At 57.7% G+C, this 19,519-nt stretch carries 26 protein-coding genes; 10 read left to right on the top strand and 16 right to left on the bottom strand.

Annotation, left to right across the window (positions count from 1 at the left end):
* Nucleotides 1–53: 53 nt before the first annotated feature.
* The 10 genes from ACESMD_RS06895 to ACESMD_RS06850 are packed head-to-tail and all read left to right on the top strand — an operon-like array spanning nt 54 to nt 8,480.
* Nucleotides 54–2,582, top strand: a complete 2,529-nt coding sequence (locus ACESMD_RS06895; protein ID WP_372611595.1) for a fibronectin type III domain-containing protein — start codon at nt 54–56, stop codon at nt 2,580–2,582.
* A gap of 1 nt (nt 2,583) precedes the next feature.
* Complete coding sequence (locus ACESMD_RS06890; protein ID WP_372611593.1) at nt 2,584–3,498, top strand: hypothetical protein; 915 nt, start codon at nt 2,584–2,586, stop codon at nt 3,496–3,498.
* Nucleotides 3,495–4,076, top strand: a complete 582-nt coding sequence (locus tag ACESMD_RS06885) for a hypothetical protein (RefSeq protein WP_372611591.1) — start codon at nt 3,495–3,497, stop codon at nt 4,074–4,076. Before ACESMD_RS06890 ends, ACESMD_RS06885 begins: the two co-directional genes overlap by 4 nt.
* Before the next feature lie 15 nt (nt 4,077–4,091).
* Nucleotides 4,092–4,559 carry a hypothetical protein gene (locus ACESMD_RS06880; protein ID WP_372611589.1) on the top strand — a complete coding sequence of 156 codons (468 nt, stop codon included), beginning with the start codon at nt 4,092–4,094 and terminating at the stop codon, nt 4,557–4,559.
* A 5-nt stretch (nt 4,560–4,564) separates the two neighbouring features.
* Nucleotides 4,565–5,152, top strand: a complete 588-nt coding sequence (locus ACESMD_RS06875) for a hypothetical protein (protein WP_372611587.1) — start codon at nt 4,565–4,567, stop codon at nt 5,150–5,152.
* Between the two features lie 2 nt (nt 5,153–5,154).
* Nucleotides 5,155–6,585, top strand: coding sequence for a radical SAM protein (locus tag ACESMD_RS06870; protein ID WP_372611585.1), 1,431 nt, complete (start codon nt 5,155–5,157; stop codon nt 6,583–6,585).
* Nucleotides 6,585–7,412 carry a hypothetical protein gene (locus ACESMD_RS06865; RefSeq protein ID WP_372611583.1) on the top strand — a complete coding sequence of 276 codons (828 nt, stop codon included), beginning with the start codon at nt 6,585–6,587 and terminating at the stop codon, nt 7,410–7,412. The genes ACESMD_RS06870 and ACESMD_RS06865 overlap by 1 nt, the downstream gene beginning before the upstream one ends.
* Nucleotides 7,409–7,804 carry a transglutaminase-like domain-containing protein gene (locus tag ACESMD_RS06860; protein WP_372611581.1) on the top strand — a complete coding sequence of 132 codons (396 nt, stop codon included), beginning with the start codon at nt 7,409–7,411 and terminating at the stop codon, nt 7,802–7,804. The genes ACESMD_RS06865 and ACESMD_RS06860 overlap by 4 nt, the downstream gene beginning before the upstream one ends.
* A complete protein-coding gene (locus tag ACESMD_RS06855) occupies nt 7,788–8,291 on the top strand; it encodes a hypothetical protein (protein ID WP_372611579.1) in 504 nt (167 codons plus the stop codon). Before ACESMD_RS06860 ends, ACESMD_RS06855 begins: the two co-directional genes overlap by 17 nt.
* A gap of 27 nt (nt 8,292–8,318) precedes the next feature.
* On the top strand, nt 8,319–8,480 hold the full coding sequence (locus ACESMD_RS06850) for a hypothetical protein (protein WP_372611577.1): 162 nt from the start codon (nt 8,319–8,321) through the stop codon (nt 8,478–8,480).
* Between the two features lie 571 nt (nt 8,481–9,051).
* Here the strand turns inward: ACESMD_RS06850 and ACESMD_RS06845 are convergent.
* The 16 genes from ACESMD_RS06845 to ACESMD_RS06770 form a co-directional block, all read right to left on the bottom strand.
* Nucleotides 9,052–9,321: a hypothetical protein gene (locus ACESMD_RS06845; protein ID WP_372611575.1), complete on the bottom strand. Its 270-nt coding sequence runs from the start codon at nt 9,319–9,321 to the stop codon at nt 9,052–9,054.
* A 76-nt stretch (nt 9,322–9,397) separates the two neighbouring features.
* Nucleotides 9,398–10,237, bottom strand: a complete 840-nt coding sequence (locus ACESMD_RS06840; protein ID WP_372611573.1) for a hypothetical protein — start codon at nt 10,235–10,237, stop codon at nt 9,398–9,400.
* Nucleotide 10,238: 1 nt separating this feature from the next.
* Nucleotides 10,239–12,890: a DNA polymerase domain-containing protein gene (locus ACESMD_RS06835; protein ID WP_372611571.1), complete on the bottom strand. Its 2,652-nt coding sequence runs from the start codon at nt 12,888–12,890 to the stop codon at nt 10,239–10,241.
* Nucleotides 12,887–13,075: a hypothetical protein gene (locus tag ACESMD_RS06830; RefSeq protein WP_372611569.1), complete on the bottom strand. Its 189-nt coding sequence runs from the start codon at nt 13,073–13,075 to the stop codon at nt 12,887–12,889. Before ACESMD_RS06830 ends, ACESMD_RS06835 begins: the two co-directional genes overlap by 4 nt.
* Complete coding sequence (locus tag ACESMD_RS06825) at nt 13,072–13,527, bottom strand: hypothetical protein (RefSeq protein ID WP_372611567.1); 456 nt, start codon at nt 13,525–13,527, stop codon at nt 13,072–13,074. The genes ACESMD_RS06830 and ACESMD_RS06825 overlap by 4 nt, the downstream gene beginning before the upstream one ends.
* Complete coding sequence (locus ACESMD_RS06820; RefSeq protein ID WP_372611565.1) at nt 13,527–13,925, bottom strand: hypothetical protein; 399 nt, start codon at nt 13,923–13,925, stop codon at nt 13,527–13,529. Before ACESMD_RS06820 ends, ACESMD_RS06825 begins: the two co-directional genes overlap by 1 nt.
* A gap of 292 nt (nt 13,926–14,217) precedes the next feature.
* A complete protein-coding gene (locus ACESMD_RS06815) occupies nt 14,218–15,054 on the bottom strand; it encodes an AAA family ATPase (protein ID WP_372611563.1) in 837 nt (278 codons plus the stop codon).
* Nucleotides 15,051–15,209, bottom strand: coding sequence for a hypothetical protein (locus ACESMD_RS06810; RefSeq protein ID WP_372611561.1), 159 nt, complete (start codon nt 15,207–15,209; stop codon nt 15,051–15,053). Before ACESMD_RS06810 ends, ACESMD_RS06815 begins: the two co-directional genes overlap by 4 nt.
* On the bottom strand, nt 15,209–16,234 hold the full coding sequence (locus ACESMD_RS06805; RefSeq protein WP_372611559.1) for a PD-(D/E)XK nuclease family protein: 1,026 nt from the start codon (nt 16,232–16,234) through the stop codon (nt 15,209–15,211). Before ACESMD_RS06805 ends, ACESMD_RS06810 begins: the two co-directional genes overlap by 1 nt.
* Before the next feature lie 49 nt (nt 16,235–16,283).
* Nucleotides 16,284–16,514 (bottom strand): hypothetical protein, encoded by a 231-nt coding sequence (locus tag ACESMD_RS06800; RefSeq protein WP_372611558.1) that lies wholly within the window; start codon nt 16,512–16,514, stop codon nt 16,284–16,286.
* Between the two features lie 140 nt (nt 16,515–16,654).
* Entirely contained in the window at nt 16,655–16,882 is a 228-nt protein-coding gene (locus ACESMD_RS06795) for a hypothetical protein (RefSeq protein WP_372611556.1), read from the bottom strand.
* Complete coding sequence (locus tag ACESMD_RS06790; RefSeq protein ID WP_372611554.1) at nt 16,882–17,268, bottom strand: hypothetical protein; 387 nt, start codon at nt 17,266–17,268, stop codon at nt 16,882–16,884. Before ACESMD_RS06790 ends, ACESMD_RS06795 begins: the two co-directional genes overlap by 1 nt.
* Nucleotides 17,261–17,599 carry a hypothetical protein gene (locus ACESMD_RS06785; protein WP_372611552.1) on the bottom strand — a complete coding sequence of 113 codons (339 nt, stop codon included), beginning with the start codon at nt 17,597–17,599 and terminating at the stop codon, nt 17,261–17,263. Before ACESMD_RS06785 ends, ACESMD_RS06790 begins: the two co-directional genes overlap by 8 nt.
* A gap of 7 nt (nt 17,600–17,606) precedes the next feature.
* Nucleotides 17,607–18,023: a hypothetical protein gene (locus ACESMD_RS06780; RefSeq protein WP_372611550.1), complete on the bottom strand. Its 417-nt coding sequence runs from the start codon at nt 18,021–18,023 to the stop codon at nt 17,607–17,609.
* Nucleotides 18,020–18,418 (bottom strand): hypothetical protein, encoded by a 399-nt coding sequence (locus ACESMD_RS06775; protein ID WP_372611548.1) that lies wholly within the window; start codon nt 18,416–18,418, stop codon nt 18,020–18,022. Before ACESMD_RS06775 ends, ACESMD_RS06780 begins: the two co-directional genes overlap by 4 nt.
* Nucleotides 18,419–18,834: 416 nt before the next feature.
* Nucleotides 18,835–19,519 (bottom strand): hypothetical protein (locus ACESMD_RS06770; protein WP_372611546.1); only part of this gene is annotated, 685 nt, incomplete at its 5' end.

Below are 19,519 nucleotides of genomic sequence, written 5' to 3'. Positions count from 1 at the left end.
CGTTCACATCGCATATGAATGGTAACCATTGCAAACCCCGAGGGGCCAAGTAAATGCCAATATTGGTAGATGGTTTTGAATCATATTCAACCGGTACTATAAACCCCGGTTCGTGGAATTCTACGCACAGCGAATACACCGTCAACACTACTGAATCCTATGCCGGGGCGCAGTCGTGGGGCGACACGTACGAAAACGCGGATGTGTGGCCGAATGCCTACATCTACCAAGATATAACCGTAGAAGGGGGCAGAGAGATACGAGCTGAGATGTGGTTCAAGTCATCAGGTGCATCGGGGAGCGGTGATGGTTCTGGTGGCTCACAACAATACGTTTGGGAGGACGACGCGCGGCTCCATCTATACGCAAAAGATGGGTCTGGGACCACCCTCCAAGAGTGGAAGACCATGTGGACCGGAGAGCGGTCTAACCCGAACGTTAACGGCTGGAACAAACACTCTCTGGAAGTATTCCTACCCGTTGGTACAGAGACGCTCAGATTCCAGATGGACGGGGGTGACGGTAACGACACCGTCATCGACGCCGAGACTGGTCACTCCGGGAACGCCGGTGGATACTACGATGCAACATTACTCGAATATGTAAATCCAAAACCACCGTCCTCGCTGGCGGCGACAAACGCTGACGGCGACATAGACCTGTCGTGGGTAGACGAAAGCAACAACGAGTCCATATTCAACGTCTACCGTGCTACATCAAGCGGGACTACCACAGGCGACTACACGCTCATAGATACCGTAGACGCCAACGATAAGTTCGGCGGCTTCGAGTACATGACGCCGTGGACCGTCTCAAACGGCGGTCAGGCGACCGACCGAGTGGTCGAGGGGAGCAACTCGTTCTACTCCGGGGCGAACGGCACCGGGCTACAGGCCGAGTGGACGCCGTTCGCGGGCGGCGAACAGCCGGACAGGTTCGTCTACTACTTCCAAGAAAGAGAGACCAGCGCCGGGGGCGGCGTCCGCCTCGTCAACTCGAACGGCAACTACGAAGGCGGAACCGCGACGGACAACTCCGAACACGTCATAGACTTCGCGCCCGGTTACGAATATACAAACACCAGAACCGGCGAGTACGACGCGTGGGTGCGAGTCGAGTGGGACTTTAACTGGGGCACGGGTGAGGTAACTGCGTCGTTCGAGAACTTAATCACGGGGACGAGTTCGTCGGCAACGCGTTCGCTCAAGCAGGGCGTAGACATCGAGTCCGTCGAGCTTTGGAACTTCAACAACCCAATTAGCGTCGGATGGGGGGACGGCACCCTCGATATGTGGTGGGACGGGCTAAACTTCAGCGGCGTCTCGGAGACGTACACGGACACCAGCCCGCTGACAGGGGAAAACTACTACCGCGTGACGGCGGAGTCCGTGTTCGGTGGGGAGAGCGCAGTCTCCAACGAGGCGAACGCTAAAATCCTACCACCCAGTCCATCTAATCTCAGCATAGATGATTCTGCCACGGAACGTGAACTCACAATCGGATGGGACAACGTTTCAAACGAAGACGGCTACCGTGTTTATAGAGCAGCGGCTTCCGGCTCTGTTGTCGGTGACTATACTGAAGTTGCTAATCTATCTGCTGATACTATATCATATACAGATATTGGCCTTCTTGACGGTGAGCAATATTTCTATCGAGTTACTTCATACAATAGTGGTGAAGAGTCGAAAGTCTCAAACGAGGTCTCTGAAGTAACACTACTTCCGCCTCCAACTGGGTTAGAAGTCCTCGATGTGCGTGACAATGAAGCCGACATTCAGTTTATCGACAACGCAAACAACAAGGACGGCTACCGTGCTGAAGTCGCCGAAGACGGGAAAACGCTCAACTGGACCCAGAACGGCTCGGATATAACCACCACCGTCACCGAAGGTGAAACGGTAAGCCATACGGTCACGGGACTGAAAAACGGAGAAGGTTACGCCGTTCGCGTCAGTGCATTCACTGAACATGCAGAGTCATTTGACGTAGAAGGCTCCACTGGTCCCGTCGTCTTAGAAGACTTCGAGGGAGCCGACCCACTTGCTAAGTACACCGGCACAAACAACGAGTTATCCACAACAACTTCACCGGCGTTAGAAGGCTCACAGTCATTAGCCATCAACTCAGACACGGGTGGATACGAGGCGTCGCCCTACGTCACAATGGATGTGACTGTAGAGCGTGGCAAGACCTACAGCTACTTACAGCAGAACCCCGGCTCGAACAACGCTGGCTTCATCTTCGGCCACCAGACAGCCGACCCCGCAACCATAAGCGGGTGTGTTGTCTACCTCAACAGCGGTGGCGACCTCTACGTCTGGGAGTACGACAACGGGACTGCACAAGGCGGCACCGACAGCAACGTTGGAACGCCAACAGACGCACCGGTTCGCATAGAAGTCGAGTGGCAGGGCGACGACACTGTGGTAGCCACCGCAGTCAACCCTACCGACGATTCCGTGTATGGCTCTACGACGTATCAGGTAACCACGTTCCAGTCGACTTCCGGTGGCATTGGGTGGGACGCTGCACAGGATACGACCTACGTAGACGCGCTAACTGAACTGGACGGTACATGAAATGCCAGCAACATTCACAACAACGCTTCCAGATGAGGACCCACCCGCGCTTGACAACGACGTTGACGGTGAAATCTCGGTAGACCGCGAAACGCAAACCACGAACAACGGGGACATCAGGATTCAGGCCCGCGAAATCGGTAGCTCTACGTGGGACAATACCGCGAATGGATGGGCCGAGCAGGTAGTAACCTACGACACGCTGACGACAAACCTCACCATCAGCGGTGGACTTCTAAGCCATGAAGTCAGACTGCGTGCTGAAACTGAGCATGTTACTGGGGCATGGACTACGCCGGTTGCACTGTATCTTCTAACAGCCACTTCCTACGCTTCGGCATCTACGTCGAGCGCCGACCGCGCGTTGGAACTCGATGAGCGGGGCACCGCGTCGCACTCGAACCCGTTTGTATCGAGCGTAGTTCGTACATTCCAAAACGAACCAATCAATGTTACGTCCCACGCGTTACCGGCCTCATCGAGTTCCAGCCGTGGGTCGATTTCCGTTGAAAGAAGTACCATGTCCCACATGGCACCGGCAAGTACCGCAATCTACAACGACCGTACTTCACTCGAACTCCTCGACTACGACCTCACGTGGGACGAGGATGAGGTCGCGTGGTACACAGAGTGGTCACAGGAGTCGAGGATTACCGGACGTGAAGACCTATTCGCTGTCCGTGCACTCGTGGTCCCGATGGCAAAGAAGCCCGCAGCGACAATCCTCGTCCAGTACAGCGAGGATGGTTCTACGGTTGCCCAAGAGAGCGACCCCATCGACACGTATGACGACGAACTCGTGAACCATGTTCCCGAGTTGCCCGTCAACCCCGATGGCTACTACCGCATGAAAATCACGAACTACAGCGGCTACAACGAACTCTACTCGCTGGACATGGGGTTCATCCATAAATGATTACAGGATACGACAACGAAGCCGACATCGAGGAGAACTGGGACTACCCGGTTTCCCTCGGCCCGGAGAAGAACCTTACGAGTCTTCTGCACGTTCTGGCGAGCGAGAACGGCAGAATCGACCTCGAACTGGAGTCGATGTACGACGACCGCTTCATCGGCAGTGCAACGGGCAAGGAACTCGAAAAGCTTGGCGCATTCGTCGGCATTGTCCGAAAGACCGACGAAGGCGACGACAAACTTCGCGTTCGCATCCTCGGGGGCTTTGCTGCGGAAGCGAGCGACACGTCGTATGAATCGTTCGCCAGCGCCGCGATGTCTATCCTCGGTGCAGACAAAGGCGACATCACGCTCACGACGCCACCGGACACCATAGAGCCGAAGACCGTCGAGTTGGGTGTTGATGGCGCGATTCTGGATTCACACCCACTGACGAAGAACGAGCTTCAGATACTCCTGAACGGCGCGCTCAGTGTTGACGCCCGAGCAGTAATCACCTCCGAAGGGACATTCGCGTTCGAGGGCGACGAAGACGCACTCGAAGGCTTCAACGAGGGTACGTGGTCCTCGTCCATCTAACCACGGGACATACACATGGCACGAACCAAACTCGACTACACGCATGGAGACGTTGGAGCGAAACCACCGGGGTCACTCAACTTCGAGCAGAACGAACGACCGGACGCGCAGCAGTTCGACTGGTGGTGGGACGCCGTTAGTCAGGCCCTCGCCGACCACGCAGATGAGTTCACGCGTCTTGACTCGAACGACGACGGAATCGTGGACCAAGCCGATGAGGCCGACACCGTAGACGGCCAGCACGCCGCAGACTTCGCAGCCGCGGGGCACCTTCACGACGGACGATACTACACGGAAACCGAAGCCGACTCGAACTTTTCGCCATCGGGCCACGACCACGACGACCGCTACTACACTGAAACTGAAGTAGACACGAACTTCGCAGACGTGGGGCACCTTCACGACGGACGCTACTACCGCGAAACGGAGACACTTCGACCAAACGCACTCGTGCTCCCCGTTGGGAGCGACCAGTGGGCGTGATGTGAATGCCTGAGACCGGCTCGATGTGGGTAGAGGGCAATGACCTGCACTTTCTCGACGGCACGGAAACTGAGTGGGCCTACACAGGCGCAGACCTCGGTTCCGTTTCGAAATCTCCCGGCTATCTGGGGATTCAGGGTGAATACCTCTACTACGTTGATTCGAATCAGCGAAAGCGGCGCATCCCCCGAAACGTAGACTCTGCTGTTGCTGGCACAAAGGGGTCTATCTGGGTCGAAAACTCGCTCATCACTTACGTTGATGAAAGCCAGCAGAAGACTGCGGCTGGTGCTGACGAAAACGTACACACTGATTCGGGGTACTCAGACAACCCACCGCACGACGACACGCACAGTAATCACTCCGACCACTACGACAGTCACTCCGACACATCACACTCGGACAGTCACGAGGATTATCAGGCAGCACACGGGGACTTGGGGGCGTTCAGCGACCACACGGACTCTGGCACCGACCACAACGACCACAACGACCACGACGACCACGACAACACCGGCTACTCGGACAACCCGCCACACTCGGACGACTTCAGCGACCACACGAACTACGCTGACGAACCCCAACCAGTTTAATCATGAGCGTTCACGTCTCCGCAACCCTCCGCTGCAACATGGGCTGCGATTATTGCTACGAAGAACCGGGCAGACAATACGACCAAGCCCAAATCGACAGCGAGTACGACATCGAGGCGATAATGGGCCGCCTCAAGCAGTTCAAACAGCGCTACCCCGGCCAGACGCCGGGACTTCACGGAGGCGAACCACTCTTGATGCGCGACGAACACATCGAGAGAATCCTGAAGTGGACTCACGAAGAGTACGACCTCGAAGAGCAGAAAAAGAACACCCACATCCAGACGAACGGGACGCTCATTACCGACGAGCATATCGAGATGTTCGAGAAGTACCGCGTCAACGTCGGCATCTCGTGCGACGGGCCGGGCGACCTCAACGGATTACGATACGCCCGTTCGGAGATGGACGGCGAACAGCGCGACATCACGGACTCAATGACCGAGAAAACGCTCAACTCCATCGAGCGTGTCGCCGACTCAGACGCGTCGATGGGCATTATCGTGGTGCTCACAAAGCAGAATGCAGGCGACGACGAAAAGCTGGAGAACCTACTTTCGTGGATGGACTCGCTTCAGGAACGTGGCGTGAGCGGTCACTTCAACCCCGCCATTCCCTACGAAGATGTCCAAGCCGATGAGTCGCTGACACCGACGCGGCTCAAGGAAGTCTACCTCCGGACGTGGGAGTGGATGAAGGCTGAACCCTACCGCAATTGGGGGCCGATGAACGATATGCAGGACAACCTCATCGGCAACTCACTCCGCAACTGCGTGGAGAACAAGTGTGACGTGTTCAACGCTGGGGCAGCAAAAATCGCCACGGGAGATGGCAACACAACAGGCTGCGGGAAGACGTGGGGCACTGTCGGCGACGGCGCGGCGTTCCTACAGGGTGACTCGAACGGCAGCGAGTACAACAACACCGAGGAACGCTACGAGATGCTGAAGCAAGTCCCCGGTCCACACACCGAGGGCGAAGAAGACCACGGCGGCTGTAAGGGCTGTCAGTTCTGGAACGTCTGTCAGGGCGGCTGCCCCTCGTCTGGATTGGACTACGACTACCGCAATCGTACCCGCTGGTGTGAAGCGAAGTACGCCGTTCTCGACGCCATCAAGCACGACATGAAGGCGATGATGACCGGCATGCGCATGATTACTGATGCTCCGTGGGACGCACCAATTGCCGACCTCGCAGCGAGCGGGCAACTCGACATCAAGCCGTTCGCCGGGATGCACCAGAGTCAGGTCAGCCGAGACGCCACGAAGCCGAGCGTTAGTGGCGCACGTCATGATGAGAACAGCGTGTTGTCACAGAGCCTTCAAAACGCCGACTTCGACACCAAGCGCGATGCGTACATCGAGAAATACGGGGAAGAGAACGTCACGGCAGACCCCGAAACCGGCTCCATTCACGGAGACATTTCCCACTAATGACCGACGCCGCCTCACCACTCGACCCCGAGAGAGAAGCACCTGAACTAACCCTCGACCTTCCTCGTGTTGTCAAACACAACTGGAAAGGAACCGAGCTTCGCGACTACTGGAGCGACTACCTCGGTCCCTTCCCCGCCGCATTCAAGCAAGCGAAGGTCGATGCTGTACTCGATGACGAGCACCCGCGAAAGCTCACCGTAGATACGTGGAAAGCGGAGGACGTTCCCGGCCTCATCGGGTCACTGCCCGACGAAGTTCAGTTCGCTTCACAGCAGCGCAATCAGGGAACCACCATCGCGATTGTAAACACCTCGAAAATCAGCCCGGAAGCTGTTCTCAACAACGAACTCGACCCCATCCTCGGCATGGAACTTCAAGGCGTTCCACACTGCTGCGCAACAGCGCACCACGAAGACCGGCAGAACGGCTACGAAGACCCGATGGCGAGCATCGCTCGGCGAACCCCGTCGATGGAAGACAGAGGTGGAGAACTCGTCGTAGAGTCACCACACCACATCCTCAACACGTTCTGGGCCTACATGGGCTGGCGCTTCATCGAGTTTTACCCATGTTCGTTCGAGTGCGACCGCGCTGCTGACGTTGCATCGGAGAACGGACGACTCCTCCGTGAAGCAGGGCATGGCGAGATGGCCGAGAAAGTCTTCAAGTTCATCGCTTCGCCGGCTAAGTGGTCGGCATACCACGGTCTTGCGCACGTGACGAACGGCTACAGTCTGGGCGAGTACACGAGCGACGACAACTGGATTGAGACAAGCGTTCGCTTTGCGGGCTATCACGCCGAGAAGGCAGAGGTACCTGAATGACGTGGACAGTTCGCGCAATGCTCCGGCCTGAGCGATACGTGAAACCAGAACTCGACTGGTCTTCGTTCGACCTGCGTTGGTTCAACAAGAAGTTCACGTGGCAAGAAGACAAACTCTTCGGGGTCTGGGACAGACTTCAGCCCGTCGAAGAGACGCTTTCGAAGCGACAGGGCGATTGCGAAGACTACGCATTCGTCGCGGCGTCATACTTGCTCAGTGAGACAGACGAACCAGTGTCTCTCGCATACCTAATGCGGGGGGTAGAAGCCCACATCGTGTGCTTCACGGACGATGCGGTCTACTCCAGTGGGAAGACCTTCGAGTGGACATTGGGCCAATACTGCTTGCAGAAGAACTACAAGACGGTCTACACCAATGAACTACGAGCTTGATGAAACCGACGATTGGGTCGAAGAGTTCCGTCGCGATTGGTACCCACGGTTTCACGACCCGCTGACAACCATCGGAGAGGTGCTCGGCATCGGATTGTACTCACAGGGTAAAGTCGGCTACGACCAGTACGTTGCCGAACTCGATGAGGAGGAAGACACCATCGAACTAGAACTGGACGATGTTGGATTCCGAAGGAACCCCATATCTGCGCTGAAATCACTCCCCGATGGGAGGCTCAGTGAAGGCTCGTGGGTGCTGCTCCATCGTGATGCACCAGACCTCGTAGAGCACGGGATGCAGCTTCACGTGACGCTATTCCAGCGCGACCGGGGCGGCACCGGGAGAGCACTCTACGCACACTACGAAGACGACTGGCGGGTTGACCCGCTGGCCCACCTTCGCGCAAAACATCTGAGCACGAGAGCCGGTGTGGAACTCACCCGAAAGTATCTGGACGAGAACTCCTATCTCGTGCTGAAAGAATAGACACCCGACCAACGATTCATACACATCATGCAAAACCTACTCAACCTCGTTCCTGAAGTCGTCGTTGGCGACATCGAAATGCTGTTCCTCGGCGCAACGCTGGCGCTGGGCGCACCGAAGCTGACGAAGAAAGTGCTGAAGCGGCGCTACGGCGGGAAGAAAACGGAAGACAAGAAGAACAGCCAGTGATAACCACTCTCACCGGGTGGGTTCGCGGGTGGGCGCGGCGGCTTTTTCTGGTTACTCGGTGAGTGCGGCCTCAGCCTGTTCGCGGATTCGTTTTGCTTCTGCGCGTACTGTCGGGTAGCGACTTTCGTCCTGCTCCACGGTGCTCATCTCATCCAGAAGGAAGGCGGCATCCCGCGGGCTGATTTCCATACACGACAATTCACGCAGCAGACCTTATACCTGAGCGTCAATTCATTGGCGCTCCACAAAGACAGAAACCCCCCGGTAGGGGTGGGACCAACGCGGTCCTACTCCTACCGGGGGTTTTTTGCATTTTACACGGCGGTACTGCACGATGTGTTTACACTACAGCGCATACAGTGGCGGGCAGCCTCATCGGATTACAACACACGTGGTTGTCCCTCGTGGGTACCCTACGGGGGTGTGTGTGAATCGGGTGACACACGTTTGGGCTGAAGCTTGAGCCACAACCACGGCATCAGCACGGTGCTAAAGATGGTCCACACAGAGACGGCCAGCAGCGCAACGTCTAGCGGCACCACGAGCGCCGAGAATAAGATTATGATGCATCCTACAGCCGCGACTCGAAACGCCGCAGCATAGACCTGAGAGCCTCTCGTTGGACATCACCCACAGTAATATCCGCATCGACCTGCTCGATTAGCTTCGTCCACGTGATATACGTGTTCAGCCAGAGCCGGTCTTCGGGGATAGGGTCGCCGGGTTCGCGCTTCTCAGGGAAGATTACCTTCCCCCAGCCACCAAAACGACCTTCTACTCGCCGAATTTCGCTCTGCATTCCATCGACAACAGCAATAGGTGCAGCGCTTGCCGTTGTCATATCTTGTCTCACGCGTTCCATAAAGTTCTTTTCTCTGGGCGATTGACAACACCGCGTATCCACCCAATGAAGCCCATCAGACCACCAACTCCTCCCCACGTGGGTCTTCTTTCACGGCATCCAGAATCGAGTCCGGCGAGTTCTTCTGCCGAGCGAGGTAGAGCGCCTGTGAACTCGACGTGCTTTCCTCGTTGACCATCTGAGAGAGCCAGCGAGTTTTCACGTCGTACAGGTACGCCACGTCCTTCGGGTGATACTCGCGCAGCAACACGATGAGGCTCCGCACCACCCGACGCCGCCCCGCCTGCGCCGCTTCGGTCGTGTTGATGCCGCACTTCTGCGCGATGCTCGGGATGTGCTGGATGTTGTTGTCGAACGCCAGCCGCTCTGACGCCCACGTCATCGGCTTCCCGAAGTAGAACGTCTGTTCGAGGACCGCTTTTCGCTCGCGCCAGAGTTCAGCGTAGCCCTGCATCCGGTCATGGGTGCAGCACCCCTCGTTGTGTTCCGTGATTCGGGTCGGCGGATTGAAGTCGTCCGGCATGTTTCGTCGGACAATCGGGATGCCACAACCACAAAGACCACACGCTTCAGGGAAAAGTCTTTTGTGCGCGTAGTCGGGGTTCATCCACTTCCGGTTGACCCCCTGCCCCTGGAACTTCCAGAGCGGCACGCGCCACGACCCGATGAAGTTGAGGTGGTCGTCGGGTGCGTGTTTGCCCCTGACTCCAGACAGTTGCTTCAGCCGACTCCACGGGACGTGGGCGGCAGTCGTCTTCATCTGCTTGAAGGCGTACTTCATGCGGATTGTCCGCTCGATGTTGTCGCGGTCGCCCCACAGTCGCTCGTGCCATTCGTCGTCGCTCTTCGGGAACGACACCGGCTCATCGAGTGCATCCCCACCCAGCCGAGCCATGTTAGTTGAACCCCGCGATGCTTGTCTGCGTCTGTGCTTTCCCCTGAAGCGCCGCATCCATCTCCAGCCCGAAAGCGTCGAGTATGTCGTCCATTGGGTTTACCAGTAGCTTCTCCTGCATTGCCGCCGCGTCTATCTTCAGTTCGTCCTCGATTGGTTCGAGGTCGTAGTGGTCTTCGTAGGCGATTACGTCAACCATGTCGTCGCCGACCGAGAGCGTGGGCTTCACGTAGCACCGCTTCGGCTGGCTACCCTTCCCCAGCTTCACGTCGAGCAGGTGGTTCGCGAACCATGCACCTCGTGGGTGCGCGCTCTGTGGATGGTCGCCGTTGGGAGACCAGTCGTAGAAGTCGTCCCCGCCGGATTTCTCCTTCGAGAGCTTCTTTCCGAGACCCTGCGGCATCCCGATTCTGTCCCAGTCGGGGTTGGCGGGGTCGATGCTGGACGCAGCTTCGAACATGATGTCAGCTACGTCCTGCTTCGTCCCGTCTTCGAGGATGGTGTGCAGGATGGCGCGCTGCGTGTCCTTCGTGAGCGCACTGAAGTTCGACTTCACACAAGCGTAGCCGGCGATGGAGATACTGCCCTCCCCATCCTTCACCTTCTCATCGAAGGGCATCCCCTCGCTCCACATGGAGCGGTAGGCGTAGAACTTCTTACTACCCGACTGGAAGAAGCGGTCGGCCAGCATTTCGAGTTCGATGAACCACTCGTTCTGTGAGCGGTCGATGTTGAACTGGTCGCACAACTCGGGGTAGACTTCCTCGTTGAGCGTATCGCAGACGCCCTGGGCGTACTCAAGGATGCGCTCTTGCTCCCAGTCGTCGGGGTACTCCGCGTAGTTGGAGTCCGTATCCCCGTAGACCACTTCCGCCTCGGTCTCCTCGTTGATGTAGCGAGCCGTCTCTTTGATGACCACCTGCCCGGTGAGGGTGACAGCCGCCGCGATGTCCGGGTCGTAGAGTGGACTCTTGTCCCAGCCCGTGTAGCCGTAGTACGAGTTGTAGATGGTCTTCGTGGTGCCGTAGGCAACAGCGAGTGCGTCCCACTCTTCGGTGCCATACGTGGCTTCATTGCGACGACGTTTGAACTCCATCTTGATTTCATCGTACTCGTCCACGAGTTCTTTGATGATGGAGTCTACGTCGGTTCGGAAGCACGCACCGTTCTCCGCAACCACGTGGGGGACGTTGTTCTTCACCGCCCACAGCCGGTCTACCTTCGTGTCCGGCGAAGCGTTCAACATGTACTGCGTCATCGGGTAGAGTGAAGCGAGGTCTTTCCCGACCACGTTTCGCTTCAGCCCACTGAACGCATCGAACACGTAGGCACCCTCGAAGTTCACCTCATTGTCGTCCCTCTCGGCGGCGGCCCTAACGTGTTCGTTGTCCCACGCCGTGACCATGACGACGCCGTGCTCTCGGCACTTGCGCCGTACCGACATCTCTACGAAGTCGTTGTTCTGGCGCGTCTCTTCCCAGTCCACGCCAATCATGTCCTTCAGCCGCTTGTAGAAGCCGAAGACGTTCTCCGCGTGGTTGATTTCGACCGCCAACCGCGTGTCCTTCGTGTTGTAATCGGTGAACAACACCGGGTCAGACTCGTACATCTCGAAGTAGCCCATGTCGGGGTGTTCGAGCTTGAAGTCGTCCAACGCGGTTGCCGCCACGTCGTTGAGACGCTTGGAGTCGGGCTTCGTGAACTTCGTGTTCGCCCACCCGTCCATCAGGTCGTAGGTGCTGCGCCCTTTGATAGACGTGCGCCATTCGCCGTCGCCGATGTCTTCGTTATCGACGTAGCCTTCGCGGGAGAGACGCCCGACACTGATGCCGAGGTTCTTCATCCGCTCGATGAGGTGGGGGAGGTCGAAGCCGTCGTTCGAATCGTCGCCCGAGTTCCACCCGGTGATGATGTCCGGGTCGCTCATCTCGATAGCTTGGGCGAACTTCATGAGCATCCGCCGCTCACTCCGGTAGTATTTCAGGCTGGTGGGTTCCCCGAGCTTACATTCGATGAGGCCGGTGTCCGCATCCGGCCAGCCATAGAACTCCCCGATGGGTTTCTCATCTCCGTCGATGAACGTAGCGTACTTCCCTGTCCCCGAGTTGTACGCCGCGATGGAGAGGATTCGTGCTTCGCCGGGGTCGGGGAATCCCGTTGCCCGGTCGTCCGTCTCGATGTCGAAGTAGAGGACACGCGGTTCTACGTCTTCGATGTCCACGGCCTCTACCTCGCTGTGATGACACCGGGTGGACGGCACTCGAACGCCTGTCTTGATGTCCTTCTCGATGCGGAACAGCGACGTGAACTCCACGTCGGCGCTCCACGTCCGGTCCCACCGCTGGCGCAACTCACGGACGTATGGGTCGGTGGTGACGACCTTCGCCAGCTTCCGTGGGTTCTCATCGAAGCGGTCTTCGAGCGGAACGATGTCCGTCTCTTCGTATCGCTCCAGCTTGTCGTGTTCAACCGGCGCAACTACGTCCGTTTCATCGGCGGGCACGTAGAAGTACGGGGAGAACCCCTCGACGGTGATTTTCTTCGCTTCATCATCACGCGTTCGACCGTAGAGACGCACCGATAGCTCTTCTACGTCGTTGTCGCGCCGTGGATGAATCGTCTCGGTGTTCGTGACGTAGAGTTCTATCGTCATGGTGCAAGACCCCACTCACTGAGGTACTCATGGAGTCGGTCGATGTCCGGGTCAGTGAAGCCTAATTCCTCGGCTGCGGCGACGGCCTCATTGAGTTCAGCCTGCGTCTGTTTGAGCTTCTCCAGTGACTTCACTGAACACCAGCCGTACTCTTCTGGCACGAGTCTGTTGAGTCTGAGTGTCATGGGTGGAACGTGAACTCGTCCCACTCCCAAACGCGCACGGTGTTGCTATCGGAAACCACGCGCTGCTTGTCAGTGTAGACGCTATCGTCGGCGTGTTGAACTGCCTGTTCTCCCTCTACGATGCTGTTCTCGCCGGGACTGTACGCGATGAGGGTGCCAGCCATGAATGAAGCGATGTCGTATTCCAACATGCGCTTTTCATCATCGAGTTGCTCTGCGATGTAAACCGTATCGACACCGCGGCTGTGAATCTGAGTCAGCACGCCGACCGACACCGCGTAGCCGCCGTACTTCCGGAAGTAGTGTTCATCTGCATCGCGGAAGAATACAGCGCAGCGGCGCTGCTTGTCGTCGTAGCCCATCTTGCCGATGATGCCGGTACCGGACGGATGGAAGATTGGCTCGTCGCAGGTGACCACCAACTCTCGGTCGCCGAACTCTGAGAGCTTCATCAGTTGCTCACCTCGACCCGGCTGCGGTACCAACGTGTCGTCTTCCCGAGGGGGACCGCAACGCCCTCTACGTCTTCGCCGTGCTTTCGTCCGGTGTGTTGCTTCGCTTTGGACACGTCGATAGGGTCGATGTGATAGACCGTCTTCTCACCGAGGATGTAGACGTGTACGTCGTCCTGTACTGCCTCATCAACCTGCTCGGTTGGGATGATGAAGTGGGTGACTGCCGGCGAATCTCGAATCGTCGGCAGTTCTTCCTGCTTCAACACGTTGGCATCATGCCCGAGTAGCACATTCCGTCCGGAGAACCCGAGCACTAAGCCGGTCTCTCCCGTGTCGGCGGGGTGTGAAATCGTGTTCTTGAGCTTGAGCCGTGGTGCGATTGTGTCGTAGGTCATACTATCACCAGAGTTTCATCATCAGCGAACGCGATTAGCGCGTCTTCCAGTTTCTCTCTGTCGTGTTCTCCCAACCAGACAGCATCCCCTGAGCTATCTGCTTGGGTAACGGCGTTCAGAACGCACGTTATTGTTCGATACTGCTCGTCGGTTAGCGTTGGTTTCTTCATTGTGTTAGGTTGTGTCGCGGATACCGTCGCCCCGGCCTCATCGGATTACAGACCGAGACGATTACGGCTCCACGGACTCCGTGTGAAAGAACGGAGCCGGGGGTCTTAATTCTTTACGCTCTCTACGGTTCGATTTCGCCCATCTCGATTTCCTCGTCCTCGATGTCTTCCTCGTCGTTCTCATCGAGACGCGGTGCCCAGTCCCCGAGACGGTTGAGAAGACCGGACGTTTTCTCGTACAGCAGGGACAGGTCTTCGCCGTCGTTGACCATCACGCCGTCGTGGAGTCCTTCGGGGTAATCGATGTCGTCGGGCAGGAACTCAGCGTCTTCGTAGGTGAGCAGTTCCGCCAGCCCGAGTTCTTGGTTCTCCCGCTCGTCACGGGCCAACAGGTCTCCTGCTTCGAACTCTCCCTCCTGTAGCCGCTCCAGTCGATTGTAGAAGTCCGACCGGACGTTGATGAGCACGAAGCTCTCGAAGAAGTTATTCAGCACCATGTAGTCATCCACTGAACGAACCCCGTCGATGATGAGTGCATCTTCTTCGGCTCGGGCGACTGCCCGGTCGATGGTCCAGTTGGGGATGGCGCGGGGGTCATCCTCCCGTGTTCGTGCCGCGAACTCGCCGAGTTCTTCGGAGTCTTCAGCGATGTTCTCTGGCGCTTCGTGCCGGATGGCATCACCCATCGAGATGAACTCAGCGTGTCCGAGTTCCGCCGCGAACTCGCCGATGGTGGTCTTACCAGAGCCGGGCAGTCCGCAGAACGCGATGACGGGGTAGCTCTTGATGCGCTGACGGTGAATCTTGTCGGCGATGTCTGTCAGTTCGTGGGGTTCTGCGAACCCAGACATGTCATCGCCCTCGTTCTTTAGATAGCCAGCCAGCCCGCGAAGTGTGTTCTCCGTGATGTTCAGTTCGTTGCCGTTCAGCGTGATGTCGTGGTGTGAAAGGTCAGTCATGGTCGGGACTCTTGCAGCCGCTTGTGCATCCCCTCGTACTGCTCTCGTTTCTCTTCATCGGGACCGAGGACGTGGTATCCCTCCGAGAGTGTTTCCAGAAGCTCCTCGATGTGGTCGAGGTCTTCGGTGTCGAGGACGAGTGGTTCTCGTGCCATCAGTTCGGCCTCCACGTACTCGGACAGATGTTGTAGAAGTGGCAGTTGCCCGGCCCGTTGGCGTTGTCCCACGAGCACAACGGCTGCTCTTCGTAGTCGAAGTTGGCGGGAGGGCCATTGTCGTCGTCAGCGAGGTAGTCAGGCGTCTGCTGCAACTCCACGACCGTTGACTCGATGAGGCTGCGGCGGCCGGGGTGCGGCGTCTCTTCGAGCAGCAGCGTGTCGCTCTGTGGGAAGTAGTTGCCCGTGTAGTCCACTTGGAAGTGGGGTTCCACAGCCATCGCGTACATCTCGTTCTCCGTGAAGATGCCTTCGTGCCGGTACTGCGGGTTTGGCACCTTCCCTGTCTTGTAGTCGATGATGCTGACACCGTTGCCCTCAACTCCGGGCAGTGAGTTCGTCCGCACCATCAGGTCGATGCGCCCCATCCACGGGACTTCACCAACCGGCGGGCCGACAGCCACGTAGTCGGGTTCGCCCTGGCTCTCCACCCACGATTGGGGCGGCTCGCCAAGCCAGAACTCAGCTTCGACTTCCACAGGAAGCCAGCGGCGTCGTGCCATCCCGAGCGAATCGCCGATGGCGATTTCCCCAACGACCGACTCACAGGCGGCCCGCCAGCGGCGCTCTTCGAACTTCACGAAGTTCCCGAACTGCTCTATCCACTGGGCGTAGTTCGACCAGTGCGGCATGAGCGGCTGGAACTCCGCCGGACGCTCGCCGTGTTCCTCCACGTAGTCGATGAGGTTCAGGTGGAACACCTCGAAGGCTTCGTGCAGCCGTGAACCCTTCTCGGTGTGGTACGAACCCGGCGTTCGATGCCCGCACCAATACTTCCAGTAGAACTTCGCCGGGCAGGTGAGGTAGGTCTTCAGTCGCGACTTCGAGATGTACGGCAGGCCGTCGGTCAGCAACTCCGGGTCGGGCTGAAGCTGGGCGGCAGGGTCGATGCCCCCGAGGGTGGGTGTCGCGTTCGTGGAAGCTTCGCTCGTGTCGCTGCTCCCGTGACCGTCGTAGCGACTCATGCCAGCACCTCGGCCCAGAAGCCGAACAGGCCACCGATGAGCCAGTCAGTCATAGCTCTCGCCCCCTCTTCGGGTTCTTGTCCTGCTGGTTCTCCATCTCGGCCACGTGCTCGGTGATTTCCAGTGCGTTCGTGAAGTGACGACGCCCGTTCGCCGCTTCAGCTGTTCGCAACTCGATGACGGTGCGCTCTTGAGACGCAGCATGAGCGAGGATTGACGACAGCGTTTGCTTCACGTTCGGCGGCAGCCCAACGCTATCGTCCGATTGTTTCTCAGTCATGGCGGCCTCTCATAGCGAAGAAACGAGCTGCATCAATAGCGTGCTGAGAACGAGTAGTCCCACCGCTACAAGCAGCCATAGTTCCTTCGGACCTCGCGATGGCCCGCTCGATTTCAATGGCGAGCGCGTCGATTTCACCATCATTCGTCATCCTCAACTCCCAGTTGCGCCTCCACCTCCTCGATGATTGTCTCCATGTCGTTACCATTGAGTTCGAGGCGGAGTTCGAATCGCTGCATCTCCTTCGGCACATCGTCGCTCGACTGCCGATTGCGAACCGTCGTCAGGTTCGACAGTAGTTCGAAGGGTTCATCTTGTCGGTCGAGCAGCCTGTTCGCCAGTGCTTTGAGGGTGTCTTCGTCGTACATTAGCTGGTGTCCTTCCACTTGTCGCCGCTGGAGAACTCTACGTAGTTCATGTTCGCGTACTGCTCCGCCAGTTCGGTGTGCATCGCTGCGTATGGCACGTCGTCTTGGTGGGTTTCGGCGATGGACTCCTCGACCTCCATCCCATCGGCCACGAACCAGCCGTTGAACTCGCGAATCATCTTGTCCAGCCGCCGCGTGAAGAGGCTGAACGAGTTGAGTTCGTGCTGATTGGCGGGGATGGTTAGCTCTTCGACGTTCTGGTGCTGAAGCCACAGTTCCATCGTCTTCCCGACGAGCCGCCACGCGTCTCCGTAGTCGGCGTTCTTGCGCTCGTAGAGCGAGGAGCTGTCTTCGAGCACATCGAGGGCGCTTCGTCCGTTACTCATCTCCATCGCCCTCGTGAATCGTCACGACCCGGTGGTACTCCAGAAATTCATCGGTCCAGTCGGTGTACGTGACGTTCAGCTTCCGTACCATCGGCGGCATCTGCACCTCCTGCACATCGAAGACCGAGCGGAACTCGTCTTCCTCTGTCAGATAGGCGACTTTGCCTCCATCGATATTCTCTACGCTGGTTATCGTTCCGACGATGCGATGCTGTGTATTTCCATCGTAGAGTTTCGGGAGACAGTTGCCCGGTGCTATCAGCCTGTCTACCCCCAGATGCTCTACTACTGTGCTGCCGTCTACTTTCTTGTGTTCTGTTCGTACTTTCATGGTTGTGTCACTCTTCGGATTGTTCCGGATTCTCGCTGCGATTGATGAGGATGGATTCGCTCTCCGTGTTGCTCGCACCGCTCTCCATCGCATTGAGCGCCTCATCGATGTCGATGTCTGCATCAATCACGAAGTCGGCTTTGAACGCCAGCGACTCCGCTTTCTCTTCGTCCCACGACAGGTCGCGACCACACTGCTTACACCGGATGATGTGGTACGCGGTCTGTGGTGCGACGAGATAGCCGTTCTTCACTCGCCAATCCACGACGGATAACGGGTAGACTTCATCGACCTCCTCGACCTCGGTGTGCTCGCACTGCGTCCCATCGCCTTCAGTGCGGTAGACCTGCCTATCGACGTGCTGCACGTCCGCAGTGCTTCGGGTTGGCGACTTACCCAACAGTCGGGCGAGCAGTTCCTTCATCGGCTGGCCTCATCGGGTTCCGACTCGCCGAAGTAGTCGCTGTACGGACCATCTCGGTCGCCAATCAACTCGTCGTCGCCGCGAGTGACCCGAAGGTAGACGCCGAAGGCTTCTGCTCGCAGTTCCTCGATGACCTGAGCGACCATCTCGTCGTCGTCTTCATCGTACTCGGTGAGCGCTTCGTTGAGCGCTTGTGAGAGCGCCATTGAGCCGTTCTTGTACGCCTCAACCTCCGTGTGCGCTTCCACGATGTCGGCGGCGACTGCACCGAGTGGAGTCTTCTCACCGTCGGGTGTTTCGATTTCCACGTCGGTTATTATCTCGTTAATACGCTCGCCGGTTAGCGAGTCGAGGGATGGTACATCGTCGGCGCTTACTTCAGGTTCATTTTGCATGGTTATGGGTTGTCTGGGCTTACTCGGCCCGCAGCTTTCGCGTCTGAGAGCAGCCGGGAACCGTCGCTTGTACGTGGTACCCCGTCGCCAGCCAGCAGCAGACCGCACTCCGGGCAGACGGGTTCTTCGTCGTGGTCATAGCGACCTAACTCGACGTTATCCTCATCAGAACAGAGCGGACAGGTTAACGTGTACTCTCTGATGGACTTCTTCACGACGTTCCCAGAGGTGGTACTAATCAGTACCGGCACGCCGTCATCCCAGTACCGAGTGTGCGGGGCATCACAGATTCGAAACTGGTCTGCCCGACACCCGACTCGGCGATGTGATTCTGGCATTTAGCTGGACTCTCCTGAACCGATGACAGTCAATGACTTAACTGTTCCGCCGTGAAATGTTAGGCGAGTAGGCAAGACCTACTTGAAGTCCAGTGGGTAGAAGAACGTGATAGGCCGGTCGTCGGAAACCCCGTGCACTGTCGCCGCCGGTTCAGCGTATGCCGCGAAGGACTCTTCGTAGTCCGATGGCGGGCAGATGGACCCAGACATGATGATGGGGCGGTTGTCCAGATTCTCGACGCGCCACTCGTGGTAGTGTCCACGGTAGCCAATGTCGAAGGCATGATTGTCGTGCCACCCACGCCAGCGGTTCTGACCCGATGAGGTGCCGATGTGGAAGAGGCTCTTCTGCCCGTGACGGAGATGCCCTCGGTGACCCGACTGATAGGACGGGTTTAATTCACTGATTTTCACCCCGAGTGCATCAGCACGCCGTTCGTCTTCCTCGTTGTTGACCCGCATTCGAAAGTTCGTGAAGTACGAACCGTGAGATGAAACGAAGCTCACGTTACCGTAGTCCCGCCCAGCAACCCGGTCTTCGAGCATCATAAACGCGATGTCGTCGGCGTTTGAATCGGGACTCATCCCATCGCCGCGCAGTTCCCCGTGGTTGCCTTTCTGATACACCACCTGAACGCTCGGGAACTCACGTGCTGCTCGGTCGATGAACTCCGAGTACAGGTCCACGTAGAGCGCGATTTGCTCGATGAGAGTGAGGCAGGATTCCCACGGCTGGTCGTCGTGGATGCCTTCGCCGTGGATT

The sequence above is a fragment of the Halomonas sp. genome, from assembly GCF_041689495.1.
In the GTDB taxonomy this organism is placed as follows: Bacteria; Pseudomonadota; Gammaproteobacteria; order Pseudomonadales; family Halomonadaceae; genus Halomonas.
This window is presented reverse-complemented; position numbering and strand designations above follow the sequence as displayed.

What these genes read in the sequence shown, in the direction of transcription:
- ACESMD_RS06895 (WP_372611595.1), top strand. Translation starts at nt 54, where the DNA reads ATGCCAATATTGGTAGATGGTTTTGAATCATATTCAACCGGTACTATA.
- ACESMD_RS06825 (WP_372611567.1), bottom strand. Translation starts at nt 13,527, where the DNA reads ATGAAGCTCTCAGAGTTCGGCGACCGAGAGTTGGTGGTCACCTGCGAC.
- ACESMD_RS06885 (WP_372611591.1), top strand. Translation starts at nt 3,495, where the DNA reads ATGATTACAGGATACGACAACGAAGCCGACATCGAGGAGAACTGGGAC.
- ACESMD_RS06880 (WP_372611589.1), top strand. Translation starts at nt 4,092, where the DNA reads ATGGCACGAACCAAACTCGACTACACGCATGGAGACGTTGGAGCGAAA.
- ACESMD_RS06835 (WP_372611571.1), bottom strand. Translation starts at nt 12,890, where the DNA reads ATGACGATAGAACTCTACGTCACGAACACCGAGACGATTCATCCACGG.
- ACESMD_RS06815 (WP_372611563.1), bottom strand. Translation starts at nt 15,054, where the DNA reads ATGACTGACCTTTCACACCACGACATCACGCTGAACGGCAACGAACTG.
- ACESMD_RS06850 (WP_372611577.1), top strand. Translation starts at nt 8,319, where the DNA reads ATGCAAAACCTACTCAACCTCGTTCCTGAAGTCGTCGTTGGCGACATC.
- ACESMD_RS06785 (WP_372611552.1), bottom strand. Translation starts at nt 17,599, where the DNA reads ATGAAAGTACGAACAGAACACAAGAAAGTAGACGGCAGCACAGTAGTA.
- ACESMD_RS06795 (WP_372611556.1), bottom strand. Translation starts at nt 16,882, where the DNA reads ATGTACGACGAAGACACCCTCAAAGCACTGGCGAACAGGCTGCTCGAC.
- ACESMD_RS06860 (WP_372611581.1), top strand. Translation starts at nt 7,409, where the DNA reads ATGACGTGGACAGTTCGCGCAATGCTCCGGCCTGAGCGATACGTGAAA.
- ACESMD_RS06855 (WP_372611579.1), top strand. Translation starts at nt 7,788, where the DNA reads ATGAACTACGAGCTTGATGAAACCGACGATTGGGTCGAAGAGTTCCGT.
- ACESMD_RS06790 (WP_372611554.1), bottom strand. Translation starts at nt 17,268, where the DNA reads ATGAGTAACGGACGAAGCGCCCTCGATGTGCTCGAAGACAGCTCCTCG.
- ACESMD_RS06875 (WP_372611587.1), top strand. Translation starts at nt 4,565, where the DNA reads ATGCCTGAGACCGGCTCGATGTGGGTAGAGGGCAATGACCTGCACTTT.
- ACESMD_RS06890 (WP_372611593.1), top strand. Translation starts at nt 2,584, where the DNA reads ATGCCAGCAACATTCACAACAACGCTTCCAGATGAGGACCCACCCGCG.
- ACESMD_RS06780 (WP_372611550.1), bottom strand. Translation starts at nt 18,023, where the DNA reads ATGAAGGAACTGCTCGCCCGACTGTTGGGTAAGTCGCCAACCCGAAGC.
- ACESMD_RS06830 (WP_372611569.1), bottom strand. Translation starts at nt 13,075, where the DNA reads ATGACACTCAGACTCAACAGACTCGTGCCAGAAGAGTACGGCTGGTGT.
- ACESMD_RS06775 (WP_372611548.1), bottom strand. Translation starts at nt 18,418, where the DNA reads ATGCAAAATGAACCTGAAGTAAGCGCCGACGATGTACCATCCCTCGAC.
- ACESMD_RS06840 (WP_372611573.1), bottom strand. Translation starts at nt 10,237, where the DNA reads ATGGCTCGGCTGGGTGGGGATGCACTCGATGAGCCGGTGTCGTTCCCG.
- ACESMD_RS06800 (WP_372611558.1), bottom strand. Translation starts at nt 16,514, where the DNA reads ATGACTGAGAAACAATCGGACGATAGCGTTGGGCTGCCGCCGAACGTG.
- ACESMD_RS06805 (WP_372611559.1), bottom strand. Translation starts at nt 16,234, where the DNA reads ATGAGTCGCTACGACGGTCACGGGAGCAGCGACACGAGCGAAGCTTCC.
- ACESMD_RS06865 (WP_372611583.1), top strand. Translation starts at nt 6,585, where the DNA reads ATGACCGACGCCGCCTCACCACTCGACCCCGAGAGAGAAGCACCTGAA.
- ACESMD_RS06845 (WP_372611575.1), bottom strand. Translation starts at nt 9,321, where the DNA reads ATGACAACGGCAAGCGCTGCACCTATTGCTGTTGTCGATGGAATGCAG.
- ACESMD_RS06820 (WP_372611565.1), bottom strand. Translation starts at nt 13,925, where the DNA reads ATGACCTACGACACAATCGCACCACGGCTCAAGCTCAAGAACACGATT.
- ACESMD_RS06870 (WP_372611585.1), top strand. Translation starts at nt 5,155, where the DNA reads ATGAGCGTTCACGTCTCCGCAACCCTCCGCTGCAACATGGGCTGCGAT.
- ACESMD_RS06810 (WP_372611561.1), bottom strand. Translation starts at nt 15,209, where the DNA reads ATGGCACGAGAACCACTCGTCCTCGACACCGAAGACCTCGACCACATC.